Here is a 21,729-nt window from a genome sequence, read left to right as displayed (position 1 = left end):
TGCTTTTGGTGTGTTGTTTTTTTCCCTCTCTCTTTTTGTCTTTTTTTCCCCCGTTGCTTCATCGTTACTTGGCGTTTGTTGTTTTCTTTTTCCGCCCCCCCCCCCCACGTCGCCGGCAAGCGCGGTGCCTGTCACGCAATCGTATCGATCACACCACCATCCACGCGCAGCGCCGCGCCGGTGGTCGCCGAAGCCTGCGGCGAGCAGACGTAGACGACCATGTTCGCGATTTCTTCAGTGGAGGCCGCGCGCTGGATGATCGAACTACTGCGATGCTCGCGCACGAATTCGGTGGCGACCTGCTCGACGGTCTTGCCTTGCTGTCTGGCGGTGTCTTCCACCATCGCGCGGAAGCCGTCCGACAAGGTCGGTCCAGGCAGCACGGAATTCACCGTCACGCCGCTGCCTGCCACCTGCTTGGCAATCCCGCGCGCGATGCTCAACTGCGCGGTCTTCGAGAAGCCGTAGGCGAGCATGTCCGGCGGAATGTTCAACCCCGATTCCGATGAAATGAACACCACGCGGCCCCATTTGCGCTCGATCATCCCCTTCAGATAATGGCGCGTAAGCCGCACGCCTGACATCACGTTGACCTGGAAGTAGCGCTCCCAGTCGTCGTCTGTGGTGGTGAAGAGATCGCCGGGGCCGAACACGCCGAGGTTGTTCACCAGAATGTCTGCGTGCGGCACGGCTTTCGAGAGCGCCGCGCAACCTTCGGGCGTGCCGAGGTCGCCGGCGAAGCCGCGCAGCTTTGCTTTCGGCGCAGTCTTGAGAATCGTTTCGATGGCGCGGTCTACCGCTTCCTGTTTGCGGCCGTTGACGATGGTTTCCGCACCCGCTGCGGCGATGCCGGTCGCGATGGCGAGGCCGATGCCCGCCGTGGACGCGCTGACGATGGCGGTCTTGCCGGATAGATCGATGTTCACTGGCTTGCTCCTTGTTGACGTTGCGGTGGACTGCCCAGGCGTGCGGCTGGCCCTGCCGAAAAATGTAAGCGACGGAGTGCTCAAACCTTCGAGGTGAGTATCCCACCTATCCGCCTTCGGGGTCGAAAGCGTGCCCATCCGCCGACGGACACCTGCGTCGCTATAATGATTCGCTGTCCTTTTCTAGCCCACCTCCCCCTGCCGCCATGACATCCGACCGCATCGATCCGTCCCACGAAGCCCTCGAACTTGGCGGCTCAGTCTGGTTTAAGGCAGGCGCGCAAACGCTCGGCGGCGCGTCACGGATCGCGCTGCTCGCGGCGATCGGCGAAACCGGTTCGATCACGAGCGCGGCGAAAGCCATCGGCATGAGCTACAAAGGCGCGTGGGACGCTGTCGACACGATGAACAATCTTGCTGGCGAGCCGCTCGTCGTGCGCTCGACCGGTGGCAAAGGCGGTGGCGGCACGATACTCACGCCGCGCGCCGTGAAGCTGATCGATACGTTTCGGGCCGTCGAACGCGAGCATCGGCGTTTTCTCGAACGCGCGGGCGCGGCGATCGAAGGCTTTGCCACGGATTGGGATCTGATCGGCCGCATCGGCGTGAAAACGAGCGCACGCAATCAGCTATACGGCACGGTGTCGGCCATCACCCGCGGGACGGTCAACGATGAAGTGTCGCTGGCGCTGCCAGGTGGCCATACGATCGTCGCCGTAGTCACGCATGAAAGTACCGAGACGCTGGGCCTCGCGGTGGGGGCGGCGGCGTTTGCGTTGATCAAGGCATCTTGGGTGGTGCTGCTCGTGGAGGATGAACGTGGCACGCCGCTGAAGTTGTCCGCGCGTAATCAGTTGCGCGGCACGGTGCAAAGTGTGAAGCGCGGGGCGGTCAATGCGGAGGTGTCGCTGCTATTGGACGGCGGCGCGGTGATTACCGCGGTCGTCACGAATCAAAGCGTCGATACGCTTGGGCTTGTGGAAGACGGGACCGCGGTCGCGGTATTCAAGGCGTCGAGCGTGATTCTTGGTGTGAAGGATTGAGTGAGCAGGCGCGCTGCGGTTACGGCACGCTACGCTCGTACCCGGCAAACGGGTGGTTCTCACGTACGCAACCATCGCTGACCTGCACGACCTGATCGCCGAACGCGGCGACATCGTCGGGATCGTGCGTGATCAACACCATCGGAATATCGAGCCGCGTTTGCAGGTCCGACAGCTCGCTCCGCATACGCTGACGCAGCGCGCTATCGAGTGCGGAAAACGGTTCGTCCAACAGCAACAAGCGAGGTTCGGCGACAAGCGCCCGCGCCAGTGCCACGCGCTGCTTCTGTCCACCCGAAAGCTGCGCCGGATGATTACCCGCCACGCTCTTCAACTCGAGCGCGTCGAGCCAGTAATCGACTTGCGGGTGCGAGATTCGCGCGCGCGGATTGAGCCAACCCTTCTGCAACCCAAAGCCGATGTTCTGCCGCACGTTCAGATGCGGAAACAGCGCGTAGTCCTGAAACAGATACGCAATCTTGCGTGCCTGCGGTTTCTGATCGATGCCGCGCGCGCTGTCGAACAACGCGTTGCCGTGCAGCGTGATCGCCCCTTCGTCGGGGCGCAGCAAGCCGGCGATCGCCTGCAGCGTCAAACTCTTCCCCGCGCCGGACGGCCCGAACAGCACGACGCGCTGCGTGGTCGCCTTGAACGAGACGTCGAGCGTGAAATGGCGCTCGGCGCTCTGGAAGGTCTTGCGGATGTCGACGGCGAGCAACATATCAGCGGGACGACAGAAGCGTGTGCTGCGGCACCAGACGGCCCGCGAGCAACAGGATCACGACGCACGTCACGGAAGTCACGAGCACGAGAAAATTGGCGGTGCTGTCGTCGCCGGCCTGCACGGCTGAATAGACCGCAACCGAAAGCGTCTGAGTGCGTCCCGGCAAGTTGCCCGCGATCATCAGCGTCGCGCCGAATTCGCCGAGCGCCCGCGCAAACGCTAGCAGACCGCCTGCGAGAATGCCGCGGGCGGCGAGCGGCAGTGTCACGCGAAAGAAGACCGCCGTTTCGCTCACGCCGAGCGTGCGCGCGGCCCGCTCGAGTTGCGGATCGACGGATTCGAAGGCGGCGCGCGCGGACTTCAGCACGAGCGGAAACGCCACCACCGTCGACGCGATCACCGCGCCCTGCCAGGTGAACACCAACTGGATATCGAGCTTGTCGAGCCATCCGCCGATTACGCCGCGCCGTCCGAGCACGACCAGCAAGTAGTAGCCGAGCACGGTGGGCGGCAAAACGAGCGGCAGCATGAGCAGCGAATCGATTACGTCGCGCGCGCCCGAGCGCCAGCGCGACAAACCGAAACCGGCCGCGACACCGAACACCAGATTGAGCACGGTGGCCCAGCCCGCCACTTTCAGTGACAGCAGGAGCGGAATCCAGGCCTGTTGCATGTGCGTCCGGTACCCAGGTTAATGCGCGGGCTTGAAGCCGTACTTCGCGAGCACGGCCTGGCCGGCCGGCGAGAGCACAAAGTTCATAAAGGCTTGCGCGTCGGCCGCGTGGCGGCTGCCTTCGACTTGCGCGATCGGATAGGTGATCGGCGTTTGCGTCGGCACGTTCATCGCGACCTTGACCTTGTCCGGCATGACTGCGGCATCGGTGCTGAACACGAAGCCGGCGTCCACTTCACCGCGCGACACATAGTCCAGGCTCTGACGTACGTTCGATGCCAGCACAGCCTTTGCGCTGACCGCGTCCCACACGCCAGCGGCTTGCAGCGCGCCTTGCGTATAGCGGCCAACCGGCACCGAAGCCGGATCGCCATAAGCCACACGCTTCACATTCGCCGACGTCAGATCGTTCAGCGAGGCCGGCGCGAAATGGCTGTCGGTCGGCACGATCAGCACCAGCGAATTGGCGGCAAAGTCCTTGCGCGTAGCCGGAACGATCACTTTTTCCGCCGCGGCCTTGTCCATCGCTTTCTGGTCCGCCGAGGCGAACACGTCGGCGGGCGCACCCTTGACGATCTGCTGCATCAGCACGTCGGACGCGCCGAAGTTCAACAGCACCTTGGTGCCCGGATGTTGCTGTTCGAAGACCTCGCTCACTGCTTTGAACGCGTTGGTCAGGCTGGCGGCGGCCGAAACCACCAGTTCGTCGGCACGTGCGTTGGCGCTGACGGCAACGGCGATGGCGCTGGCGATGAACAGCGCGTGTTTCACAAGGCGGCGGGACAGTGTCATGAAGGCTGGATGTCCGGCGTGGGCCGGAGCGGCGGGTTAAAACGCTATCGTAATATATGAAAGGTTATAGCGGTATCCATGACGATTATTCAGTCGCGCGCATAACGCGGCCCGGCAGGCGTTGGCTTCAGTTGCTGAACAGGAAATCGATTGAACGTGCTTCAGACGTCTGGCGAGTCCGGCGGCGTCAGCGTGTTGAGCGTCTGCGACAGCGGCGCTGTGGCGGGACGCACGTCGCGCACGGCCCTCCACTTGGCGCGGATGAACGGCCGGTCGTGGCCGGACACCTTCAGCGCGATATGCGTGACCCAGCGTTGTGTCGGCACGTGCACACCGTGCATCAGCAGCGCGAGGATCATGAGACTCGCGGCGACGGGCGCCGCCGACAGCCGGCCCGGCTCGGCATGCCACGCCATGCGCACAAAGAACAGCGCCGCCAGCGCACCGACCAGGCAGCCGGTCACGGCTTCAGATGGTGAGTGAGCGCTCAGCACGACGCGCGACAAGCCGACCGCCATGCCCGCGGCTAAGCCCAATAAGACGCCAAGCAGGCGAATCGCCGGACGCGCCGGCAGCAACATCAGGAACAATGCGACCGGATAGACGGCGGTAGAGAGCATGGCGTGACCGCTGACGCCAGTGAAATCCAGTTCGCGCACGCCGACGCCCCAACCGAGGAAGGCCAGCTTAGTCAAGGTCACAACGCCGATGGCCGCGCCAAGCAGCAGCAACCAGCCAGCCGCCATGCGCCACGTGTAGCCGACCGCCAGCCACAGCGCGATGGCGAACGCGAGCGGCAGCGTCATGCCAGCGCCGCCGAGGCTGGTGATCGAATACCACAGATGGGCTGGTAAATCGGGCATGGCAAAAGCGCGACCAAGGCCGCGTAGAATCGGGTTGGTAATGGTTTAACGCGCGAACGGCGCGAATCGCCGACGCGGTAAAGGCGTCGGCAGACATTATTTACCCGCCAGTATAGACGGGTGCTGCGGGCGGGATTCGCCACGCATCAGGCTTTTTGTGGCGGGTGTTGGCTAGCGAACAAGCTTTGCCACGGTTTGACGTTGGTGCTGCTGCAAGGTTCGCCGGGCGGAAAATTCGGTATCCGGCAGAGGCCAAGGCCGTCAGCATCGCATGAGGATTGGTGTTATTGTGCATTGCACAACAAAGCGTCGTTCGATCGAACGGCACCTGTCCCTTTTTGCGAGGTTACCCGCCGATGGCAAAAAGTCTGTCGAAAATCTGGCTGCGCGGTCTTAAGCGGCTGCTCGCGATTCAAACCGAGCACACTCACGCAACGACCAAGCGCGCCCTCACACGGCCGGCACGCGCCGCCACCACCAAACCTTCGGCCAAGGCCCGCCCGGTCAAGCCGGCGGCCGCGTTGCGCGCATCCGCGAAACGCGAGGCGCCGCGCGCCGCTCCGCGTGAATCACGGGTTCGTCCGCGCGCCTCGGCATGGGCGAGCGGTTCATGGACGCGCTCGTTCCATTCGGCGCCTACCGCGCCTGGGCGGCTCGTCAACCACCTTCAGTATGGGCTGTACATCCCGACCGGCCATGCGCACGAGGCGATGCCGCTGGTCGTGATGCTGCACGGCTGTACCCAGTCAATTGACGAATTCGCCGAAGGCACGCGGATGAACGTGCTCGCCGACCGGTTCGGCTTTGCCGTGGTTTATCCGGAACAGTCGAAGCATGTGCATTCGCATCGCTGCTGGCATTGGTATGACGCCAGCGACAGCGCCGGCGGTGCCGAGGCGCGTGCGGTCGTCTCGCTGGTGGATTCACTGGTTGCCCAGCACGGCTTCGACAGCGAGCGCATCTATGTCGCCGGAATCTCTGCCGGGGCCGGCCTGACGGCGCTTCTGGCCGCCAATTACCCGGAGCGGTTCGCGGCGGTCGCGCTGCATTCGGGCCCTGCTTTCGGCGAGGCCCGCTCCGGCATTACGGCGATGGACGTGATGCGGCGCGGCGCGCGTCGCGAGCCTGCCGAGCTGGTTGACGAACTCGTTAACGTGGCTGAATACCCCGGGATGCCGGCCATCATCCTCCACGGCGACACCGATCATGTAGTCGCGCCCGTCAATGCGGACCAGCTTGCGGTGCAGTTTCTTCGTCTGAACCGGATCGTCGACGAGAAAGGCGCGCGCAAATCCGGCGAAGTGAAGGAAGAGCGCAAAGGTGGCGTTGTGATGCGCGACTACCTGCGCGGCGGCCGGCGCGTGGTGCGGTTGTGCCGTGTCCAGGGGCTCGCGCACGCCTGGAGTGGTGGCGATGACGCCGTACCTTTCCATTCCGCCAAAGGTCCGGACGCGAGCGCCATGGTGTGGGATTTTTTCAGGCACCAACGTCGCACGGGCACTGGCCGCATCGCTGAAAGCACCGCCACAGAAGCTTCGGCGGGCGCGCGGTGACATTGGAGCAACACTTCGAAATGAGTATTGGCGTGTTCCTAGGGTTTTCCCTATAATACGGGTTATCCCTTAGGCGTTAACGCCTAAACTCATTGTCGAGGTTGACCATGTACTTGCTTAGCCGCCTGTTTCTGTTCCTGACCAAATCGCCCGATCAACTCGCGAAAGAACGCGCTGACGCCTTCCTCGCAGAGGCAACCGATCTTTACGATCTGGAATTCCGTATGCGCAAGCTCGACCGTGAGGCGGCTACCCGTCATCCGGCGTGGATGGCCCAGCACTAAGCTGCGCGAGTTTGAAGCATCGGCGCGTATTGAAGAACGCCGATGTTTGGGGTGAGGCGCCCAAGCTGTTATGAGCTATTGGAAGGGCTCAGCACGCTTAAACAGCTGGATTCAATTGCCACAGCGCGTTTGATTCAACACCGCGGTAAATGCCACGTAGGCTACCTGGGGCTCGAGCAGTTCGGCCAGCCCAGCGGTCCCGTTGCCTGTATGCAAGCGTCAGTGCGACGAGCGACACCAGAACACCAGCAGCGACCGCAAACGGCGCGTCCTTAAGTCTTCGCCGGACGTTCCTGATCAAATCAATGTGAGCGAGCGCTTACTTGCCAAAACGGGCAAGCGTACGCTGCCGCGCGTCGGCATGGTCGACGATCGGGGCGGGATAATCCTTGCCCAACACCACACCAAATTCCGAGAGCCGATCCGCACCTGCCAACCATGGCGCGTGAATCCATTTGGCCGGCAGTTTCGCGAGCTGCGGCAGGTAGCGTTTGATAAAGCGCCCTTCGGCGTCGAACTTTTCTGATTGCGTGATCGGATTGAAAATCCGGAAATACGGCTGCGCGTCGCATCCCGTCGATGCCGCCCATTGCCAGCCGCCGTTATTCGCCGAGAAATCGAAGTCGTTCAATTGTTCGGCGAAGTAGCGCTCGCCGCGTCGCCAGTCGACACCCAGATCCTTCACCAGAAAACTCGCTGTCACCATCCGCAGGCGGTTGTGCATGTAGCCGGTGCGGTTCAACTGCAGCATCGCGGCGTCCACCAACGGATAGCCTGTGCGGCCGTCGCACCATGCGGCGAACGCCTCGTCCGCTTCCGGGCCTTGCTCCCAGCGCAGTTGGTCACACTCTTCCTTGAACGACGCACCGTCCGCCAGCTTTGGATGATGCGAGAGGATCATGAAGTAAAAATCCCGCCAGATCAGCTCAGACAACCACGTGGCCGAGCCTTGCCCGTCCGGTTGCAGTGACATCTCGTGCGCGAGTCGCGCGAGCGTGCGGATCGAGACAGTGCCGAAGCGCAGATGCATCGACAGGTAGCTCGGGCCTTTGGCGGCGGGAAAGTCGCGCCGGTCCTGATAGCTGTCGATGCGGGTCATGAAGTCGTCGAGCAGGCGTTGCGCGCCGCTCATGCCGGTGGGCAAGTTGAGCTCCGCAAGATTGCTCGGTGCGAAGCCGAGTTGATCGAGCGTCGGCAGTTGGCGGTCCAGCCTCGGCGGCAGTGCTGCCAGATGCTTCGCGTAGGCCTCGACCGGATACGGTTTCAGATCGAAGGCCGTCAACTGCTTGAGCCAAGCGTTCTTATATGGCGTGAACACCGTGAACGGCTTGTTCTGGCCTGTCAGCACCTCATCTCGCTCGAAAATCACCTGGTCTTTAAACGTCAGCCATTGGCGTCCGGCTTCGACAAGCCGCTCGTGCACCGTCTCGTCACGCCCGATCGCGACCGGCTCGTAATCGTGATTGGCGAATACCGCATCCACGCTGAGTTCGTCGGCGAGCCTGGGCACGAGATCGACCGGCTCACCGTACAGCACGATGAGCCCGCCACCTTTGGCACGCAACGCCTCGTCCAATTCGCCCAACGCAGCAAGAATGAACTCGACGCGGCGGTCCTGTGGCTGCGTATCGGGATGGCGAGTTTGCCAGGCGTCGCTCAGCGGTTGCAGGATCGTCGTGTCGAATACGAACGCGCACCAGACGCGCACGCAATGCTTGAGCGCGTAGTAGAGCGCGGCGTTGTCCGTGCTGCGCAGGTCGCGGCGAAACCAGACCAGACCGGTATCGAAGGTGTCGTTCAGGCGCCGCAGGCGTGTCATTGGCAACGTGGGTCGGGTAAGGGGCTGCGCAGTCTGGCATCGACCGGCGCAATGATCGACTGCCAGGTGACGATATTACTGAACTGCGCGTTGACTAACAGAGCTATCGGCGAAATCGCGCGACGGCAGATGATCGGTCGGATCGATGCCGCACATTGCGTGCCGCGTCCGCGAATGCCTATTGCACCGCCAAACGGCACAACGCCCGTACCTGATTTGCAGGGTACGAGCGTTGTTCATGACGGCCCGGTTGTGCCGCGCGCGTCAAGATTCGATTCATTGGCAATTCGTTCAAGCCGCCGGAGCTTACGCGACTTGCAGGCGCACCGCGACGTTGTTGCGCGTGGCGTTCGAGTACGGGCAGACCTGATGCGCTGCGTCGACCAGTTCCTTGGCTGCATCTGCAGGGAGACCCGGCAGCGAGACGCGCAGATCGATGTCGAGCGCGAAGCCGCCATTGTCGTTCGGGCCGATCCCCACTTCTGCCGTGACTTGCGTGTCAGCCGGCAAAGCCTGCTTGCGCTGGCCGGCGATGAACTTCATCGCGCTCAGGAAACACGCCGAGTAGCCCGCTGCAAAGAGTTGTTCAGGGTTGGTGCCCGCTGCGCCCGTGCCGCCCAGTTCGCGCGGTGCTGCCAGCTTCACGTCCAATGCATTGTCCGACGATACTGCGCGGCCGTCACGGCCACCGGTGCTGGTTGCGCTTGCTTTGTAGAGGATGTTCATTGTGCTGCTCCTAAATCCGGGTTGTCAGGGTGGTTTGCATGCTTGCCGCTGTTTGGCTGCCTTTCTGGCGGAGTGCTATCGAAGCGGCATGTGATAAAGATAGTACACAAATCATTTGTGTGCAAACTAATTTTTGTATCGCTCCGATAGCGTGCCTTTTGAAACAGGCCGACTAGTGGTCCATGTAATCGTTGAGCGTGGAGCGCAGGCGCGTCAGATCGTCACGCAGACGGAGCAGGAATTCCGGCGTCTGCTGGGTCGCGCAGAAGATTTCCGCCGGCACTTCGCGTGCCTGACGCTTCAGCGCGGTGCCCGCTTTGGTGAGCCGGATATAGACGAGCCGCTCATCTTCGACGCCGCGTACCCGTTCCAGGTAGCCCTGCGCTTCGAGGCGCTTGAGCAGGGGCGTGACCGTCGCCGAGTCGAGATTCAGGCGTGCGGCCATGTCTTTCACCGTGACGTCGTCGGCCTCCCATAGCACGAGCATCGTCAGGTATTGCGGGTACGTCAGGCCGAGCTTGTCGAGCAGCGGTTTGTACGCCTTCGTCATCGCAAGCGAGGTCGAATAGAGGGCGAAGCAGAGTTGCTCGTCGAGCGTGAAGGGCAAAGCGGGGCGCTGGGTCATGTTGCATCTCGCGTAAAAAAGAGCGTGCAAATCGATTGCGCGCAAACCATTGTGCCGTAAGTCGAGGCGAGATGCCGAGCGCGGATGGTAATTTGGCGAGGCGATGGGGGCGGACGGCGCCAGCGCGAAAGCGCGCAGTGCGCCGGATTGAAACCCCACGGGCGCCGAAAAAGCGCCCGCGCGTGAGCAACGGTCTAGCCGGCGCTCAAGCCGCCGGCGTGGTCGGCAGGTCCGGTGCTTCCGGCGTTTGCACGCCGAAGCAGCCGCGATAGGTCGCGTAGAACGAGCAATACAGCATGGTCGTGACGATCATCGTGGCGGGCATCAGGATCGCGAATGCGAAGTCACCCGCGCCCAGCGCCTGCATCAGCGCGGACAAGCCGAACGAGACCGTGGTCGCCACCGCGAACCACAGTGCGCCGAACACGATGAACGCGCCGCGATTGCGCCAGCAACTCACGATACTGAAGAACATCGCCTTGACGGGCGGCACGTCGTGCCACGCGATAAGAACCGGCGAGAACCAGAAAATCATCGCGACGGGAATGTAGAACGCAAACGCGGCGATCACCGCCAGCGGGATATTGCTGTTGGCGATCGCGTCCTGATCCATCGTAGCCATGCCGAGCATGACCTTGAGCAGCATGCCGCCGTCGGCGAGTGCCGAGCCGGCCAGCACCAGCGCCATCGCGACGACGTACAGAACGCCCAGCGCCAGCAGACGTTTGGCGACCGCGGGGCCGTAGGAGTGAAAGCCGTCCACCAGAATGGTCGGGAACACCGGTTTGCCCGCGATGGTGTTGCGGCACGCCGCCATGAAGCCGACGGCGACACCCGGAATGAAGACCAGCGGCAGCACGCCGCCGACGACCGGAATCTGCGCCGCCAGCGTCATGACCAGCAGATAGGTGAAGAACAGCGTCAGAAACGCGAGCGGGTTCTTGCGGAACAGCCAGATACCCTGCCGGAACCAGACATAGCCGGTTTTCGCGGGGACTTCGATCAGTTGCATGAGGTATGAATGCCTGGAAGAGCAACGCCGGACAGGCGTTCGCGCAGAATGCGCTCGAAATGACCGGGGTCGTGCGGTTTGAGTAGCTCGGCCGCGCGCGGCAAATGAAAATCATACAGGCGCGAGACCCAGAAGCGGTAAGCGCCGGCACGCAGCATATCGCCCCAATGGCGGTTTTCTTCGACAGTGAACGGGCGCACGGTCTGGTAGGCGCGCAGCATGGCTTCGGTGCGTGCCTCGTCGAGCTTGCCGGTGGCGAGGTCGACGCACCAGTCGTTGACCGTTACCGCGACGTCGAACAGCCACTTGTCGCAGCCGGCGAAATAGAAGTCGAAGAAGCCGCCCAGGCGCACCTCGTGGCCGGATTCCGGTGCTGCATGCGCGAACAGCGCGTTATCGCGGAACAGGTCGGCGTGGCACGGACCTTCGGGCAGCCTGGCGTAATCCGCCGACGCGAAGAACGCCTCTTGATGCGCCAATTCAGACGACAGCAGGTCGCGTTGCGCCCCCTCGAGAAACGGCAGGATGGTCGGTACGGTTTCCTGCCACCACGGCAGACTGCGCAGATTCGGCTGATAGCGCGCGTAATCGCGCCCCGCCAGATGCATGCGCGCGAGCATGTGCCCGACCTCGACGCAGTGCTCGATTTGCGGCGCCAACTCCGGCGCGCCTTCGAGCTTGGTCACAATGGCGGCGGGCTTGCCGTGCAGCGTGCCGAACAGCGCACTGTCTTCGCGCGGCATGGGATCCGGCACCGGCACGCGGTGCGCGGCCAGGTGCTGCATCAGATCGAGATAGAACGGCAGTTGCTCGGCCGTCAGCTTTTCGAAAATCGTGAGGACGTATTCACCGCGCGTCGTCGTCAGAAAGAAGTTGCTGTTCTCAATACCGGACGGAATGCCGCGAAACTCGACGACTTCGCCGAGATCGTAGTGACGCATCCATTCTGCTAGTTGGGGTTCGGTGACAGCGGTGAAGACAGCCATGCGGGAAACGTCGGATCAGGTTAGTCGGGCTGGCGCGAGGCGACCAGTGCGAGATGTGGCAAATGCGTTGCAGAAAGCGCGGTCAGGGTCACGCGGTCAAGTTCAATCAGGCAGCGAACCTTGCCTGCCAATCCTGGCCACCCGTCAGGGTCGCTAAGCGCTGTGACAATTCAACGCGGTATCGCCATGCTGCAGGCGGTGCTGAAAATCGGCAAGCAGGCTAAAAGCCCGGGGCGACGCCCGCGGGCCGCGCAGATCCGGGCGCGGCCTACATCACGCCGCCGCCCCGGCATGCATCAATAAGTCAGATTCACCGAGGGCAAACGCGCGTTCGGGCGGCCGTTGTCCCGCACGGTGGGCGACGTGTCGAGCGGCGCGCTCATCTGATAGCGTGTGCCGAGATTCGAATGCACGTTGATTTCAACGGGCTTGCCTTTGTCGCGGTATTCGGTGATTTCGGTGCCGTTAGCGCTGCGTTCGTAGAAGCTCGGCGTGCGCGGGACGTTGATTTCGACCTTCGAGCTGACCTCGGCGGCCGGACGATTGATCTTCTCCAGATCAGGCAGACCGGCCCGTTCATTGGCGGACTGGGGCGCGCCGGGGGCCGGAGTGTCATCGACAGGCTGGGCAGCCATCGCCGCGTTGCCAAAGGCGAGGGCCAGTGCAACGGCGACGGGAAGGAACGGCTTCATGGTGATTCTCCAATATGGTGCCCCGATTCTAGCAAATCCAGCCTTGCCTACGGGCGCGATCGCCTTATTTTGCGCCGCTTTCGCGCGACGTGCGCGCAATCTTGCGGCCGCTGTTGCGGCAGTTGTGGTAGGCGCGGCGAGGTCATTTGGCGATCGCGGGTTCCGTGGTAATGTCATCTCATCAATAGGGGCGAATGAAGATGAACAACGATACCAATCAACGCGCGGTGCAGACTCCCGCCAACAGCTTCCCAACCGAATCCTTTGACGACGCGGCCGAGGCGGTCACGCGTCTGTCGGCGATCTATGAAGCGAACACCTCGTTTCTGCGCGACGCTTTCGCGCGCTATCGCCGCAACGAACTGTTCGAGCGCCGGGTGCGCGCCTGCTACCCGTTCGTCCGAGTGCGCACCGAAGTCAACACGCATATCGACTCACGCCGCTCATACGGTTTCGTCGCGGGCCCCGGTGTGTTCGAGACCACGGTCACGCGGCCAGATCTGTTCGGCAACTACTATCGCGAGCAATTGCGCCTGCTGGCGAAGAACCATCACGTGAAGATCGAAGTCGGTGTGTCCGATCAGCCGATTCCGATTCACTTTGCTTTCGCCGAAGGCATCCATCTCGAGGGCGATCTGGATCGCGAGCGCCTGTTCCTGATGCGCGACGTGTTCGATACACCTGACCTCGCGCTGCTCGACGATCGGATCGTCAACGGCACGTATGAGCCGCTGCCGGGCGAGCCGCATCCGCTCGCGCTGTTCACGGCGGCGCGGGTGGATTTCTCGCTGCATCGGCTGAAGCATTACACGGCCACCTCACCCACGCATTGCCAGAACTACGTGCTGTACACGAACTACCAGTTCTATATCGACGAGTTCGTCAAACTCGGCCGCACGATGATGGCCCATACCGACGATGAAGAACTGCGCGCCTATCGCAGCGAATACACGTCGTTCGTGGAACCGGGCGACGTGATCACGTACAACGAGAATCTCGGCGAGCAGGCGCAGGAAGGCACGGCGCCGCCGCGTTTGCCGCAGATGCCCGCGTATCACCTGAAGCGTGCCGACGGCAGTGGCATCACGATGGTCAACATCGGTGTCGGGCCGTCGAACGCGAAGACGATCACGGATCATATCGCCGTGCTGCGGCCGCATGCGTGGATCATGCTCGGCCACTGCGCGGGTCTGCGCAATACGCAGCGTTTGGGCGACTACGTGCTGGCGCACGGCTATGTGCGCGAAGATCACGTGCTCGACGACGATTTGCCGCTGTGGGTGCCGATTCCAGCGCTCGCCGAAGTGCAGGTGGCGCTGGAACGCGCGGTCGCGCAAGTTACGCAACTGGACGGCGTCGAGTTAAAGCGCGTGATGCGCACGGGCACCGTGGCGAGTGTGGATAACCGCAACTGGGAGTTGCGCGATCACCGTGAGCCGGTGCAGCGGCTGTCGCAAAGCCGCGCGGTCGCGCTCGATATGGAGAGCGCGACGATTGCGGCCAACGGGTTCCGTTTCCGCGTGCCTTACGGCACCTTGCTATGCGTGTCGGACAAGCCTTTGCATGGCGAATTGAAACTGCCCGGCATGGCGGATCAGTTCTATCGCGCGCAGGTCGATCAGCATTTGCAGATCGGCGTGAAGGCGATGGAGTTATTGCGGATGAATGGCCTGCATCGTTTGCATAGCCGCAAGTTGCGCAGCTTCGCGGAAGTGGCGTTTCAGTAAGCGCCTTTCGATAAGGCGCGGTAAGGCGAGGGCGGGCGTCTGCTCCTCTCCTCGCCTTACCGCCTTAAAACTGCCCAAACCCCGTCAGCCCAATCAAACTCCCCGCCGCTAGCAACCACAGCGGATGAATCCGCGTCTTCAACGCCAGCCCAGCGGTAAATGCGCAGATCGCCCATGCAATCGCCGTTGGGTTCGACGCTTCGGCGATCAGGGAGGCGCTCGCCGCGACGATGCCTGCTGTCACCGGCACCAGTCCCATTTGCGCGTAACGCCGCCACGGACGGTCCTTGAACCGGTCCCACGCATGCAGCGCAAGAATTGTCACGAGCGACGAAGGTCCGAACTTCGCCACTGAAGTCACGAGCATCCCCGCCCAACCCGCCACGTGCCAACCGACCAACGTCACGATCATCAGATTGGGCCCCGGCGCCGCTTGCGCAAGCGCGAACAGCGCGCTGAATTCGCTGGCCGGCATCCAGTGATGCACATCCACCACCTGTCGCTGCATCTCCGGAAGGATCGTGTTGCCGCCACCAAACGCGAGCAACGAAAGCTGACTGAAAATGATGGCCAGAGAAATGAGCGTGTCGGTCATCGTGCGGCCCTCGACGCGATGTAGATGCTGAGCGGCGTGAGCACCAGCATCGTGGGCAGAAGCGGCAGCCGCATGATGGCGATCGCGATGAAGCCGAGCGCCGCGATAAGCGCGGCCATCGGTTTATCGCGCAATGGCAGAAGGATTTTCACGGCCATCGAGATCAGCAGGCCGGACGCCGCCGCGGCGAGGCCGGCAAACAGATGGCGAACGTGCGGGTCGTTTTGCGTGTGTTCGTACAGCACGCCAAGGCCGATCACCACCAGCGAAGGCCCCGCGATCAAGCCGAGCAAACCTGCCAGCGCGCCCGGCACGCCGCGAAAGCGCATCCCGATCGCCACCGAAAGATTGATCACATTGCCGCCCGGCAGGAATTGGCACAGGCCCAGCAAGTCGGTGAATTCCGCGCCGGTCAGCCAGCGCCGTTGCTCGACCACGGCGCGCCGCGCCAGCGGCAATGCGCCGCCGAATGAGATCAGCCCGAGGCCGAGAAAGCCGCTAAAAATTTCCCGCAATGTGGGCGTGGGCGGCCGGTCGGCCGTGGTTGAGGTGAGATCGTGATCCATATGGCTAGGCTTCCAGTTCAAGCTCTGGAGGTTAGCGCCGAACCGGCGCTGGGCAAAACGATTTTTGAGCGCGCCTTTGTGATTTAGAATCACAAGCATGGCTCGTAATCTTCCTCCCTTTCCGGCGCTGCGTGCCTTCGAAGCGGCCGCGCGGCATGAAAGTTTCACTGCCGCTGCGAACGAATTGCATGTGACGCACGGTGCAATTAGCCGGCAAGTCGCGGCTTTTGAAACATGGCTCGGCGTGCAGGTGTTTCATCGCCGCGGCAAGCGCGTGCGTCTGACCGACGACGGCCGCCGCTATCTGGGCACCGTCCAGGCCGCGTTCGACAGCATCGCGCTTGCTACGGATCAACTGCGCGATACGGGCGTCGTTCACGTTTTAAGGGTGAATGCGCTGCCGACCTTCGCAATGAAGTGGCTGTTGCCGCGGCTTCATCAATTCCAGCGCAAGGTGCCGAATGTGGAATTGCGCCTATCGACTTCAAACGCACCGGTCGAAACGCTGGACGGTTTCGACGTCGCCGTGCGGCGCGGGCCGGCGCATTGGCCGAACTGTGTGAGCGGCCATTTTCTTGGCGAGAGCGAGCTCCCGGTGTGCAGTCCCGCGCTCCTGCAACGCTCGCCGATCAAGGTGGCTGACGATCTCGCGAAGCACGTGCTGCTGCATTCGGACACGCGGCCCGATGCGTGGAGCAACTGGTTATCGGCGGCAGGGGTCACGGCGACATGCCGGAAGAAGCAGTCGTTCGATCACTTCTATCTGGCCTTGCAGGCCGCGGTGGATGGGCTCGGCGTGGCGCTCGGCCCGTTGCCGTTGCTGGCGGATGAGCTGACATCGGGGCGGCTCGTCGTGCCGTTGGCCGGTCCGCGTATCGATGCACGCGGCTATTGGTGGGTGGCGAGGCGGGAGGTCGCGCAGGCGCCGCTAGTGGCGCAGTTCTGCGAATGGCTGCAAGCGCAGGGCGATCAGACCGATGTAGTGGAAGCGAGCGACCTGGAGGCCGCTCTCTAGAACCCGCGTGCGTTGCTCTGTTCAATGACGCATTGAACATCAGCAAGCCGACTTCGCGCACGAGGCGCGAAGCTCCAGCATCACAGATAGAACATCCGGTCTTCATCCGACTTGGCCGGATGCGGTTCGGCTTCTTCGCGGTCTTCATAGAACTTCAACACGGCTTCGAGCACCTGGTCCGGATCGTCGATCACCTGCATCAAGTCCATATCCGTCGGATTGATCAGGCCCATCGGCGTGAGCGAGTTCTTGAACCACGCAAGCAGGCCTTCCCAGAACTCGCCGCCCACCAGAATGATCGGCACGTGGCGCGACTTCTTGGTTTGAATCAGCGTGAGGACTTCGGCGAGCTCATCCAGCGTGCCGAAACCGCCCGGCATGACGATCACCGCATCCGAGTTCTTCACGAACGTGACCTTGCGCGTGAAGAAATGGCGGAAGCGCAGCGAGATGTCCTGCCATTGATTGCCCGATTGCTCGTGCGGCAGTTCGATGTTCAGGCCGACCGAAGGGGCTTTGCCTGCATGGGCGCCCTTGTTGGCCGCCTCCATGATGCCGGGGCCGCCGCCCGAGATGACCGCGAAGCCGGCGTCCGACAGCTTGCGCGCGATTTGCGTGGCGAGTTTGTAATACGGCGAGTTCGGTTTCAGGCGCGCTGAACCATAGATGCTGACAGCCGGACGAATCTCCGAGAGGTACTCGGTCGCCTCGATAAACTCTGCCATAATCGTGAACATCTGCCACGATGCGCGGGCCTTCTTAGCCGTAGCGCGCTCTTGATCTGCGAGTGATCGCAGACTCGGAATCACTTTTCTCTTAGTCATAATGCCTGAAGAACGAAGCCTTGAAGGTAAGACCCTGCTATTGGTCGACGGTTCGAGTTATCTGTACCGGGCCTACCATGCGATGCCTGATCTGCGCGGACCCGAGGGTGGCCCGACGGGTGCGCTCTATGGGATGATCAACATGCTGCGGCGCATGCGCAAGGAAGTTACTGCAGAGTATAGCGCGTGCGTGTTCGACGCCAAGGGCAAAACGTTTCGCGACGACTGGTATGCCGACTATAAGGCGAATCGTCCGTCGATGCCCGAGGATCTCGCGCGTCAGATCGAGCCGATTCACGTCGCCGTGCGCGCGCTCGGCTGGCCGCTTCTGATGATTGAAGGCGTCGAAGCTGACGACGTGATCGGCACGCTCAGCACCGAGGCGGAAAAGCGCGGCATGAATGTGATCGTGTCGACTGGGGACAAGGATCTGGCGCAGCTCGTGTCGGATCATGTCACCCTCATCAATACGATGACTAATGAGAAGCTCGACCGCGAAGGCGTGATCGCCAAATTCGGCGTGCCGCCGGAACGCATCATCGACTACCTGTCGTTGATCGGCGATACCGTCGACAACGTGCCCGGCGTCGAAAAATGCGGGCCGAAAACGGCGATCAAATGGCTGACGCAGTACGAAACCCTCGACGGCATCGTCGCACATGCGGACGAGATCAAAGGTGCGGTAGGAGACAATCTGCGGCGTGCGCTCGATTTTCTGCCGATGGCGAAGAAACTCGTCACCGTTGAGCGCCAATGCGATCTGACCGGCCATATCGTGTCGATCGAAGAAAGCCTGGAAAGCCGGCCGGAATCGCGCGAAGAACTGCGCGACGTGTTCACGCGCAACGGCTTCAAGACCTGGCTGCGTGAGGTGGAAGTCGCCGAAGTCGTGGAAGGTCCCGAGACCGATGTGCCGCCGGCGCTCACCGTCGATCACGAACGTCACTACGACACCGTGCAGACCTGGGAGCAGCTCGACGCGTGGCTTGAGAAGATCAACGCCGCTGAGTTGACCGCATTCGATACCGAAACCACCTCGCTTGACCCGATGACCGCGCAAATCGTGGGCTTGTCGTTCTCGGTCGAGCCTGGTTATGCCGCTTATGTGCCGGTCGCGCATCGCGGTCCGGACGCACCCGTGCAACTGCCGCGCGATGAAGTCCTCGCGAAGCTCAAGCCGTGGCTGGAAAGCGCCGACCACAAGAAGGTCGGCCAGCACATGAAGTACGACGAACAGGTGCTGGCGAACTACGGCATCGAAATGCGCGGCGTCGAACACGACACGCTGCTGGAATCGTACGTGCTCGAATCGCACCGTACGCATGACATGGACAGCCTCGCGCTGCGCCATCTCGGCATCAAGACGATCAAGTATGAAGAGGTGGCGGGCAAGGGCGCGTCGCAGATCGGCTTCGACGAAGTCGCGCTGGAAACGGCCGCCGAATACGCGGCGGAAGACGCCGACATCACCTTGCGTCTGCATCAGGCCTTGTATCCGCAAGTGGCCGCGGAGAAGACCCTCGACTACGTGTATCGCGACATCGAAGTGCCGACCTCGCGCGTTTTGCGCAAGATGGAGCGCACCGGCGTGCTGATCGACGCCGAAAAGCTGCGCGCGCAAAGCAGTGAAATCGCCACGCGTCTGATTCAGCTGGAAAGCGAAGCGTATGTGCTGGCCGGTGGCGAATTCAATCTTGGCTCGCCGAAGCAGATTGGTCAGATCTTCTTCGAGAAGCTCGAATTGCCGGTGGTCAAGAAGACCCCGAGCGGCGCGCCGTCCACCGACGAAGAAGTGCTGCAAAAGCTCGCTGAAGACTATCCGCTGCCGAAGATCCTGCTTGAACACCGTGGTTTGTCGAAGCTGAAATCGACCTACACGGACAAGCTGCCGCGCATGGTCAACGCCGAGACCGGTCGTGTGCATACGAACTATGCGCAGGCGGTGGCGGTCACGGGCCGGCTGGCGTCGAACGATCCGAACCTGCAGAACATCCCCGTGCGCACCGGCGAAGGGCGTCGTATCCGCGAGGCGTTTATCGCGCCGCCGGGCCACAAACTCGTCTCCGCCGACTACTCGCAGATCGAATTGCGCATCATGGCGCACATTTCCGGCGACGAATCCCTGCTGCGTGCATTCTCGCAGGGCGAAGACATTCACCGCGCCACTGCCGCGGAGATTTTCAGCGTGACGCCGCTCGAAGTGTCGAACGACCAACGGCGCGTAGCGAAGGTCATCAACTTCGGCCTGATCTACGGCATGAGCGCGTTCGGTCTCGCCGCGAACCTCGGCATTACGCGTGACGCGGCCAAGCTGTATATCGACCGCTACTTCGCGCGTTATCCGGGCGTCGCGCGTTATATGGATGAAACGCGTCTGAGCGCGAAGTCCAAGGGCTATGTGGAGACGGCGTTCGGCCGCCGCCTGTGGTTGCCGGAGATCAACGGCGGCAACGGTCCGCGCCGTCAGGCTGCAGAGCGCGCGGCCATTAACGCACCGATGCAAGGCACGGCCGCCGACCTGATCAAACTGTCGATGATCGCGGTGCAGAAGTGGATCGAAGAATCGAAGGTCGGAACGCGCATGATCATGCAGGTGCACGACGAACTGATCCTCGAAGTGCCGGACGCGGAATTGTCCGATGTACGTAAGCGCTTGCCGGAACTGATGTGCGGTGTCGCCGCGCTGAAAGTGCCGCTGGTCGCCGAAGTGGGCGCCGGCCTGAACTGGGAAGAAGCGCATTGACGTGCATGTGACGGCGCGCGCGATAGGCGATATCGTCGCGCGCATGTCACATATGCGTATTGATGGCTTGTGACAACCCGTGCCGCTCGCGGACAATCGCCAGGATAGACTGCGCGCGTTTCATGCTGCAAGCGCGCCGTCGCGACGCATAACCCATCGGCAAATACGGAGAGTTCAATGCATCGTTTTATCGTCGTTGGCGGGGGTGCGGGGGGACTGGAACTGGCGACGCGCCTGGGCGACCGCTATGCACCCCACAAGAACAAGGGCGGCGTGCACGCGCAAGTGACGCTCGTCGACCGTAATCCAACCCATATCTGGAAGCCGCTGCTGCATGAAGTGGCAGCCGGCAGCATGGACCCGTTCACCCAGGAACTCGAATATGCAGCGCAGGCGCGCTGGCACGGCTTTGAGTTTCAGCAGGGCGATCTGACCGGTTTGGACCGCGCGAACAAGCGCCTCACGCTCGGTACCGTGCTCGACGACGACGGCGCCGAATTGCTGCCCGCGCGCGAACTCGAATACGACACGCTGATCATCGCGATTGGCAGCACCACGGCGTTCTTCGGCGTGAAAGGCGCGTCGGAGTTCTCTCTCGCGCTCGACACAGTCAGCCAGGCGGAGCGCTTCCGCAAACGCCTGATCGCGGCCTGTATGCGTGCGGAGCATCAGGTGCATGAGCCGGTCGAATCGGGCCCAGGCACGTCGTCGTCCTCCACCGAGCCGCGCATCCAGGTGGCGATCGTCGGCGGCGGCGCGACGGGCGTCGAACTCTCGGCTGAGTTGCGCAATACGGCCCAGGTGTTGTCCGCGTACGGTTTGCATAAGCTCGATCCGCGGCACGACGTCGGCATCGTGCTGATCGAGGCGGGGCCGCGCATTTTGCCGGCCTTGCAGGAGCGCGTGTCGACGGCCACCGCCGAATTGCTCACCAAGCTCGGCGTGAAGCTGATGATCGGCGAGACCGTGGCCGAGGTCGCTCCGGGCATGATCCGCACGGCCAGCGGCAAAACTGTGCGCGCCGATCTGACGGTATGGGCGGCGGGCATCAAGGCGCCCGCCATCCTGAGTGAACTCGACGGCCTGCCGGTCAACCGTCTGGGGCAACTCATCGTGCGCCGCACGCTGCAAACCGAAGTCGACGACAACATCTTCGCGCTCGGCGATTGTGCGGCTTGCCCATGGCCGGGCAACGAACGCAACGTGCCGCCGCGTGCGCAAGCGGCTCACCAGCAGGCGAGCTTCCTGTTGAAGGCGCTTGCGGCACGGCTCGAGAATAAGCCGCTGCCTGAGTTTACCTATCGCGACTTCGGTTCGCTGGTGTCGCTCGGGCACTTCAGTGCGGTTGGCAATCTGATGGGCGGCGTGATCGGCGGCAATATGCTGATTGAAGGGCTGTTCGCGCGCTTCATGTACATGTCACTGTACCGGCTGCATATCGCGGCGCTGCACGGCTACGCGCGGATGGTGCTCGACACCTTCGCGCACTGGTTGCGGCGCACCACGCTGCCGCGGGTCAAGCTGCACTGAAAGCTGACTGC

21 protein-coding genes are annotated in these 21,729 nt (G+C 62.4%); 7 read left to right on the top strand and 14 right to left on the bottom strand.

From position 1 onward, the window contains the following. Nucleotides 1-131: 131 nt before the first annotated feature. A complete protein-coding gene (locus tag M0D66_RS21185) occupies nucleotides 132-926 on the bottom strand; it encodes an SDR family NAD(P)-dependent oxidoreductase (protein ID WP_200650902.1) in 795 nt (264 codons plus the stop codon). 206 nt (nucleotides 927-1,132) lie between these two features. Here M0D66_RS21185 and M0D66_RS21180 point away from each other — a divergent pair, with 206 nt between their 5' ends. Continuing rightward, a complete protein-coding gene (locus M0D66_RS21180; protein ID WP_200617389.1) occupies nucleotides 1,133-1,969 on the top strand; it encodes a TOBE domain-containing protein in 837 nt (278 codons plus the stop codon). Between the two features lie 19 nt (nucleotides 1,970-1,988). Here M0D66_RS21180 and M0D66_RS21175 read toward each other — a convergent pair whose 3' ends face one another. The 4 genes from M0D66_RS21175 to M0D66_RS21160 all read right to left on the bottom strand — a co-directional run bounded on the left by M0D66_RS21175 (nucleotide 1,989) and on the right by M0D66_RS21160 (nucleotide 5,021). Continuing rightward, entirely contained in the window at nucleotides 1,989-2,690 is a 702-nt protein-coding gene (locus M0D66_RS21175) for a sulfate/molybdate ABC transporter ATP-binding protein (RefSeq protein ID WP_200650901.1), read from the bottom strand. Nucleotide 2,691: 1 nt separating this feature from the next. Continuing rightward, nucleotides 2,692-3,366 carry a molybdate ABC transporter permease subunit gene (gene modB, locus M0D66_RS21170; protein WP_211705655.1) on the bottom strand — a complete coding sequence of 225 codons (675 nt, stop codon included), beginning with the start codon at nucleotides 3,364-3,366 and terminating at the stop codon, nucleotides 2,692-2,694. 18 nt (nucleotides 3,367-3,384) lie between these two features. Further along, nucleotides 3,385-4,158 (bottom strand): molybdate ABC transporter substrate-binding protein, encoded by a 774-nt coding sequence (gene modA, locus M0D66_RS21165; RefSeq protein ID WP_093634977.1) that lies wholly within the window; start codon nucleotides 4,156-4,158, stop codon nucleotides 3,385-3,387. Between the two features lie 161 nt (nucleotides 4,159-4,319). Continuing rightward, nucleotides 4,320-5,021 carry a phosphatase PAP2 family protein gene (locus M0D66_RS21160; RefSeq protein WP_093634978.1) on the bottom strand — a complete coding sequence of 234 codons (702 nt, stop codon included), beginning with the start codon at nucleotides 5,019-5,021 and terminating at the stop codon, nucleotides 4,320-4,322. A 356-nt stretch (nucleotides 5,022-5,377) separates the two neighbouring features. Between M0D66_RS21160 and M0D66_RS21155 the strand changes: the two genes are divergently transcribed. After that, entirely contained in the window at nucleotides 5,378-6,574 is a 1,197-nt protein-coding gene (locus M0D66_RS21155; RefSeq protein WP_266211496.1) for a PHB depolymerase family esterase, read from the top strand. 107 nt (nucleotides 6,575-6,681) lie between these two features. Next, entirely contained in the window at nucleotides 6,682-6,858 is a 177-nt protein-coding gene (locus M0D66_RS21150) for a DUF3563 family protein (protein ID WP_093634980.1), read from the top strand. 319 nt (nucleotides 6,859-7,177) lie between these two features. On the opposite strand, the gene M0D66_RS21145 is transcribed toward M0D66_RS21150, so the two are convergent. From M0D66_RS21145 to M0D66_RS21120, 6 genes are all read right to left on the bottom strand, one after another. After that, nucleotides 7,178-8,677 (bottom strand): deoxyribodipyrimidine photo-lyase, encoded by a 1,500-nt coding sequence (locus tag M0D66_RS21145; RefSeq protein ID WP_266211495.1) that lies wholly within the window; start codon nucleotides 8,675-8,677, stop codon nucleotides 7,178-7,180. A 306-nt stretch (nucleotides 8,678-8,983) separates the two neighbouring features. After that, nucleotides 8,984-9,403 (bottom strand): organic hydroperoxide resistance protein, encoded by a 420-nt coding sequence (locus M0D66_RS21140; protein WP_093634982.1) that lies wholly within the window; start codon nucleotides 9,401-9,403, stop codon nucleotides 8,984-8,986. Nucleotides 9,404-9,575: 172 nt separating this feature from the next. Further along, nucleotides 9,576-10,028: a MarR family winged helix-turn-helix transcriptional regulator gene (locus M0D66_RS21135; protein ID WP_093634983.1), complete on the bottom strand. Its 453-nt coding sequence runs from the start codon at nucleotides 10,026-10,028 to the stop codon at nucleotides 9,576-9,578. Nucleotides 10,029-10,233: 205 nt separating this feature from the next. Next, entirely contained in the window at nucleotides 10,234-11,040 is an 807-nt protein-coding gene (locus M0D66_RS21130; RefSeq protein ID WP_093634984.1) for a BPSS1780 family membrane protein, read from the bottom strand. Next, nucleotides 11,031-12,026, bottom strand: coding sequence for a homoserine kinase (locus tag M0D66_RS21125; RefSeq protein ID WP_200650898.1), 996 nt, complete (start codon nucleotides 12,024-12,026; stop codon nucleotides 11,031-11,033). The genes M0D66_RS21130 and M0D66_RS21125 overlap by 10 nt, the downstream gene beginning before the upstream one ends. Nucleotides 12,027-12,322: 296 nt before the next feature. Then, entirely contained in the window at nucleotides 12,323-12,718 is a 396-nt protein-coding gene (locus M0D66_RS21120; protein WP_200570572.1) for a hypothetical protein, read from the bottom strand. A 200-nt stretch (nucleotides 12,719-12,918) separates the two neighbouring features. On the opposite strand from M0D66_RS21120, the gene M0D66_RS21115 reads away from it, so the two are divergent. Beyond that, entirely contained in the window at nucleotides 12,919-14,445 is a 1,527-nt protein-coding gene (locus M0D66_RS21115; protein WP_054034928.1) for an AMP nucleosidase, read from the top strand. A 64-nt stretch (nucleotides 14,446-14,509) separates the two neighbouring features. Here the strand turns inward: M0D66_RS21115 and M0D66_RS21110 are convergent, their stop codons facing one another. Continuing rightward, nucleotides 14,510-15,040 (bottom strand): chromate transporter, encoded by a 531-nt coding sequence (locus tag M0D66_RS21110; RefSeq protein WP_266211494.1) that lies wholly within the window; start codon nucleotides 15,038-15,040, stop codon nucleotides 14,510-14,512. Next, complete coding sequence (locus M0D66_RS21105) at nucleotides 15,037-15,606, bottom strand: chromate transporter (protein ID WP_200650895.1); 570 nt, start codon at nucleotides 15,604-15,606, stop codon at nucleotides 15,037-15,039. Before M0D66_RS21105 ends, M0D66_RS21110 begins: the two co-directional genes overlap by 4 nt. 97 nt (nucleotides 15,607-15,703) lie before the next feature. Between M0D66_RS21105 and M0D66_RS21100 the strand changes: the two genes are divergently transcribed. Beyond that, the gene (locus M0D66_RS21100; RefSeq protein WP_266211493.1) at nucleotides 15,704-16,621 is read left to right on the top strand and encodes a transcriptional regulator GcvA; all 918 of its coding nucleotides are present in this window, start codon (nucleotides 15,704-15,706) and stop codon (nucleotides 16,619-16,621) included. 80 nt (nucleotides 16,622-16,701) lie between these two features. Here M0D66_RS21100 and M0D66_RS21095 read toward each other — a convergent pair whose 3' ends face one another. Next, the gene (locus tag M0D66_RS21095; protein WP_054034825.1) at nucleotides 16,702-17,445 is read right to left on the bottom strand and encodes a TIGR00730 family Rossman fold protein; all 744 of its coding nucleotides are present in this window, start codon (nucleotides 17,443-17,445) and stop codon (nucleotides 16,702-16,704) included. Nucleotide 17,446: 1 nt separating this feature from the next. Here M0D66_RS21095 and polA point away from each other — a divergent pair, with 1 nt between their 5' ends. Then, nucleotides 17,447-20,188 carry a DNA polymerase I gene (gene polA, locus M0D66_RS21090; RefSeq protein WP_093634993.1) on the top strand — a complete coding sequence of 914 codons (2,742 nt, stop codon included), beginning with the start codon at nucleotides 17,447-17,449 and terminating at the stop codon, nucleotides 20,186-20,188. Between the two features lie 177 nt (nucleotides 20,189-20,365). After that, entirely contained in the window at nucleotides 20,366-21,718 is a 1,353-nt protein-coding gene (locus M0D66_RS21085) for an NAD(P)/FAD-dependent oxidoreductase (protein ID WP_200617372.1), read from the top strand. Nucleotides 21,719-21,729 lie beyond the last annotated feature (11 nt).

This window comes from Paraburkholderia sp. SECH2 (assembly GCF_030464795.1).
GTDB lineage: Bacteria > Pseudomonadota > Gammaproteobacteria > Burkholderiales > Burkholderiaceae > Paraburkholderia > Paraburkholderia aspalathi.
Note: the sequence above shows the minus strand (reverse complement) of the source record. Positions and strands in the feature narration are given on the sequence as shown.

Excerpts from the sequence above, each read along its gene's own strand:
- M0D66_RS21125 (WP_200650898.1), bottom strand. The coding sequence starts at position 12,026 with ATGGCTGTCTTCACCGCTGTCACCGAACCCCAACTAGCAGAATGGATG.
- M0D66_RS21160 (WP_093634978.1), bottom strand. The coding sequence starts at position 5,021 with ATGCCCGATTTACCAGCCCATCTGTGGTATTCGATCACCAGCCTCGGC.
- M0D66_RS21140 (WP_093634982.1), bottom strand. The coding sequence starts at position 9,403 with ATGAACATCCTCTACAAAGCAAGCGCAACCAGCACCGGTGGCCGTGAC.
- M0D66_RS21110 (WP_266211494.1), bottom strand. The coding sequence starts at position 15,040 with ATGACCGACACGCTCATTTCTCTGGCCATCATTTTCAGTCAGCTTTCG.
- polA (WP_093634993.1), top strand. The coding sequence starts at position 17,447 with ATGCCTGAAGAACGAAGCCTTGAAGGTAAGACCCTGCTATTGGTCGAC.
- M0D66_RS21155 (WP_266211496.1), top strand. The coding sequence starts at position 5,378 with ATGGCAAAAAGTCTGTCGAAAATCTGGCTGCGCGGTCTTAAGCGGCTG.
- M0D66_RS21180 (WP_200617389.1), top strand. The coding sequence starts at position 1,133 with ATGACATCCGACCGCATCGATCCGTCCCACGAAGCCCTCGAACTTGGC.
- M0D66_RS21150 (WP_093634980.1), top strand. The coding sequence starts at position 6,682 with ATGTACTTGCTTAGCCGCCTGTTTCTGTTCCTGACCAAATCGCCCGAT.
- M0D66_RS21095 (WP_054034825.1), bottom strand. The coding sequence starts at position 17,445 with ATGACTAAGAGAAAAGTGATTCCGAGTCTGCGATCACTCGCAGATCAA.
- M0D66_RS21120 (WP_200570572.1), bottom strand. The coding sequence starts at position 12,718 with ATGAAGCCGTTCCTTCCCGTCGCCGTTGCACTGGCCCTCGCCTTTGGC.
- M0D66_RS21115 (WP_054034928.1), top strand. The coding sequence starts at position 12,919 with ATGAACAACGATACCAATCAACGCGCGGTGCAGACTCCCGCCAACAGC.
- M0D66_RS21100 (WP_266211493.1), top strand. The coding sequence starts at position 15,704 with ATGGCTCGTAATCTTCCTCCCTTTCCGGCGCTGCGTGCCTTCGAAGCG.
- modB (WP_211705655.1), bottom strand. The coding sequence starts at position 3,366 with ATGCAACAGGCCTGGATTCCGCTCCTGCTGTCACTGAAAGTGGCGGGC.
- M0D66_RS21105 (WP_200650895.1), bottom strand. The coding sequence starts at position 15,606 with ATGGATCACGATCTCACCTCAACCACGGCCGACCGGCCGCCCACGCCC.
- M0D66_RS21085 (WP_200617372.1), top strand. The coding sequence starts at position 20,366 with ATGCATCGTTTTATCGTCGTTGGCGGGGGTGCGGGGGGACTGGAACTG.
- M0D66_RS21145 (WP_266211495.1), bottom strand. The coding sequence starts at position 8,677 with ATGACACGCCTGCGGCGCCTGAACGACACCTTCGATACCGGTCTGGTC.
- M0D66_RS21135 (WP_093634983.1), bottom strand. The coding sequence starts at position 10,028 with ATGACCCAGCGCCCCGCTTTGCCCTTCACGCTCGACGAGCAACTCTGC.
- M0D66_RS21175 (WP_200650901.1), bottom strand. The coding sequence starts at position 2,690 with ATGTTGCTCGCCGTCGACATCCGCAAGACCTTCCAGAGCGCCGAGCGC.
- M0D66_RS21130 (WP_093634984.1), bottom strand. The coding sequence starts at position 11,040 with ATGCAACTGATCGAAGTCCCCGCGAAAACCGGCTATGTCTGGTTCCGG.
- modA (WP_093634977.1), bottom strand. The coding sequence starts at position 4,158 with ATGACACTGTCCCGCCGCCTTGTGAAACACGCGCTGTTCATCGCCAGC.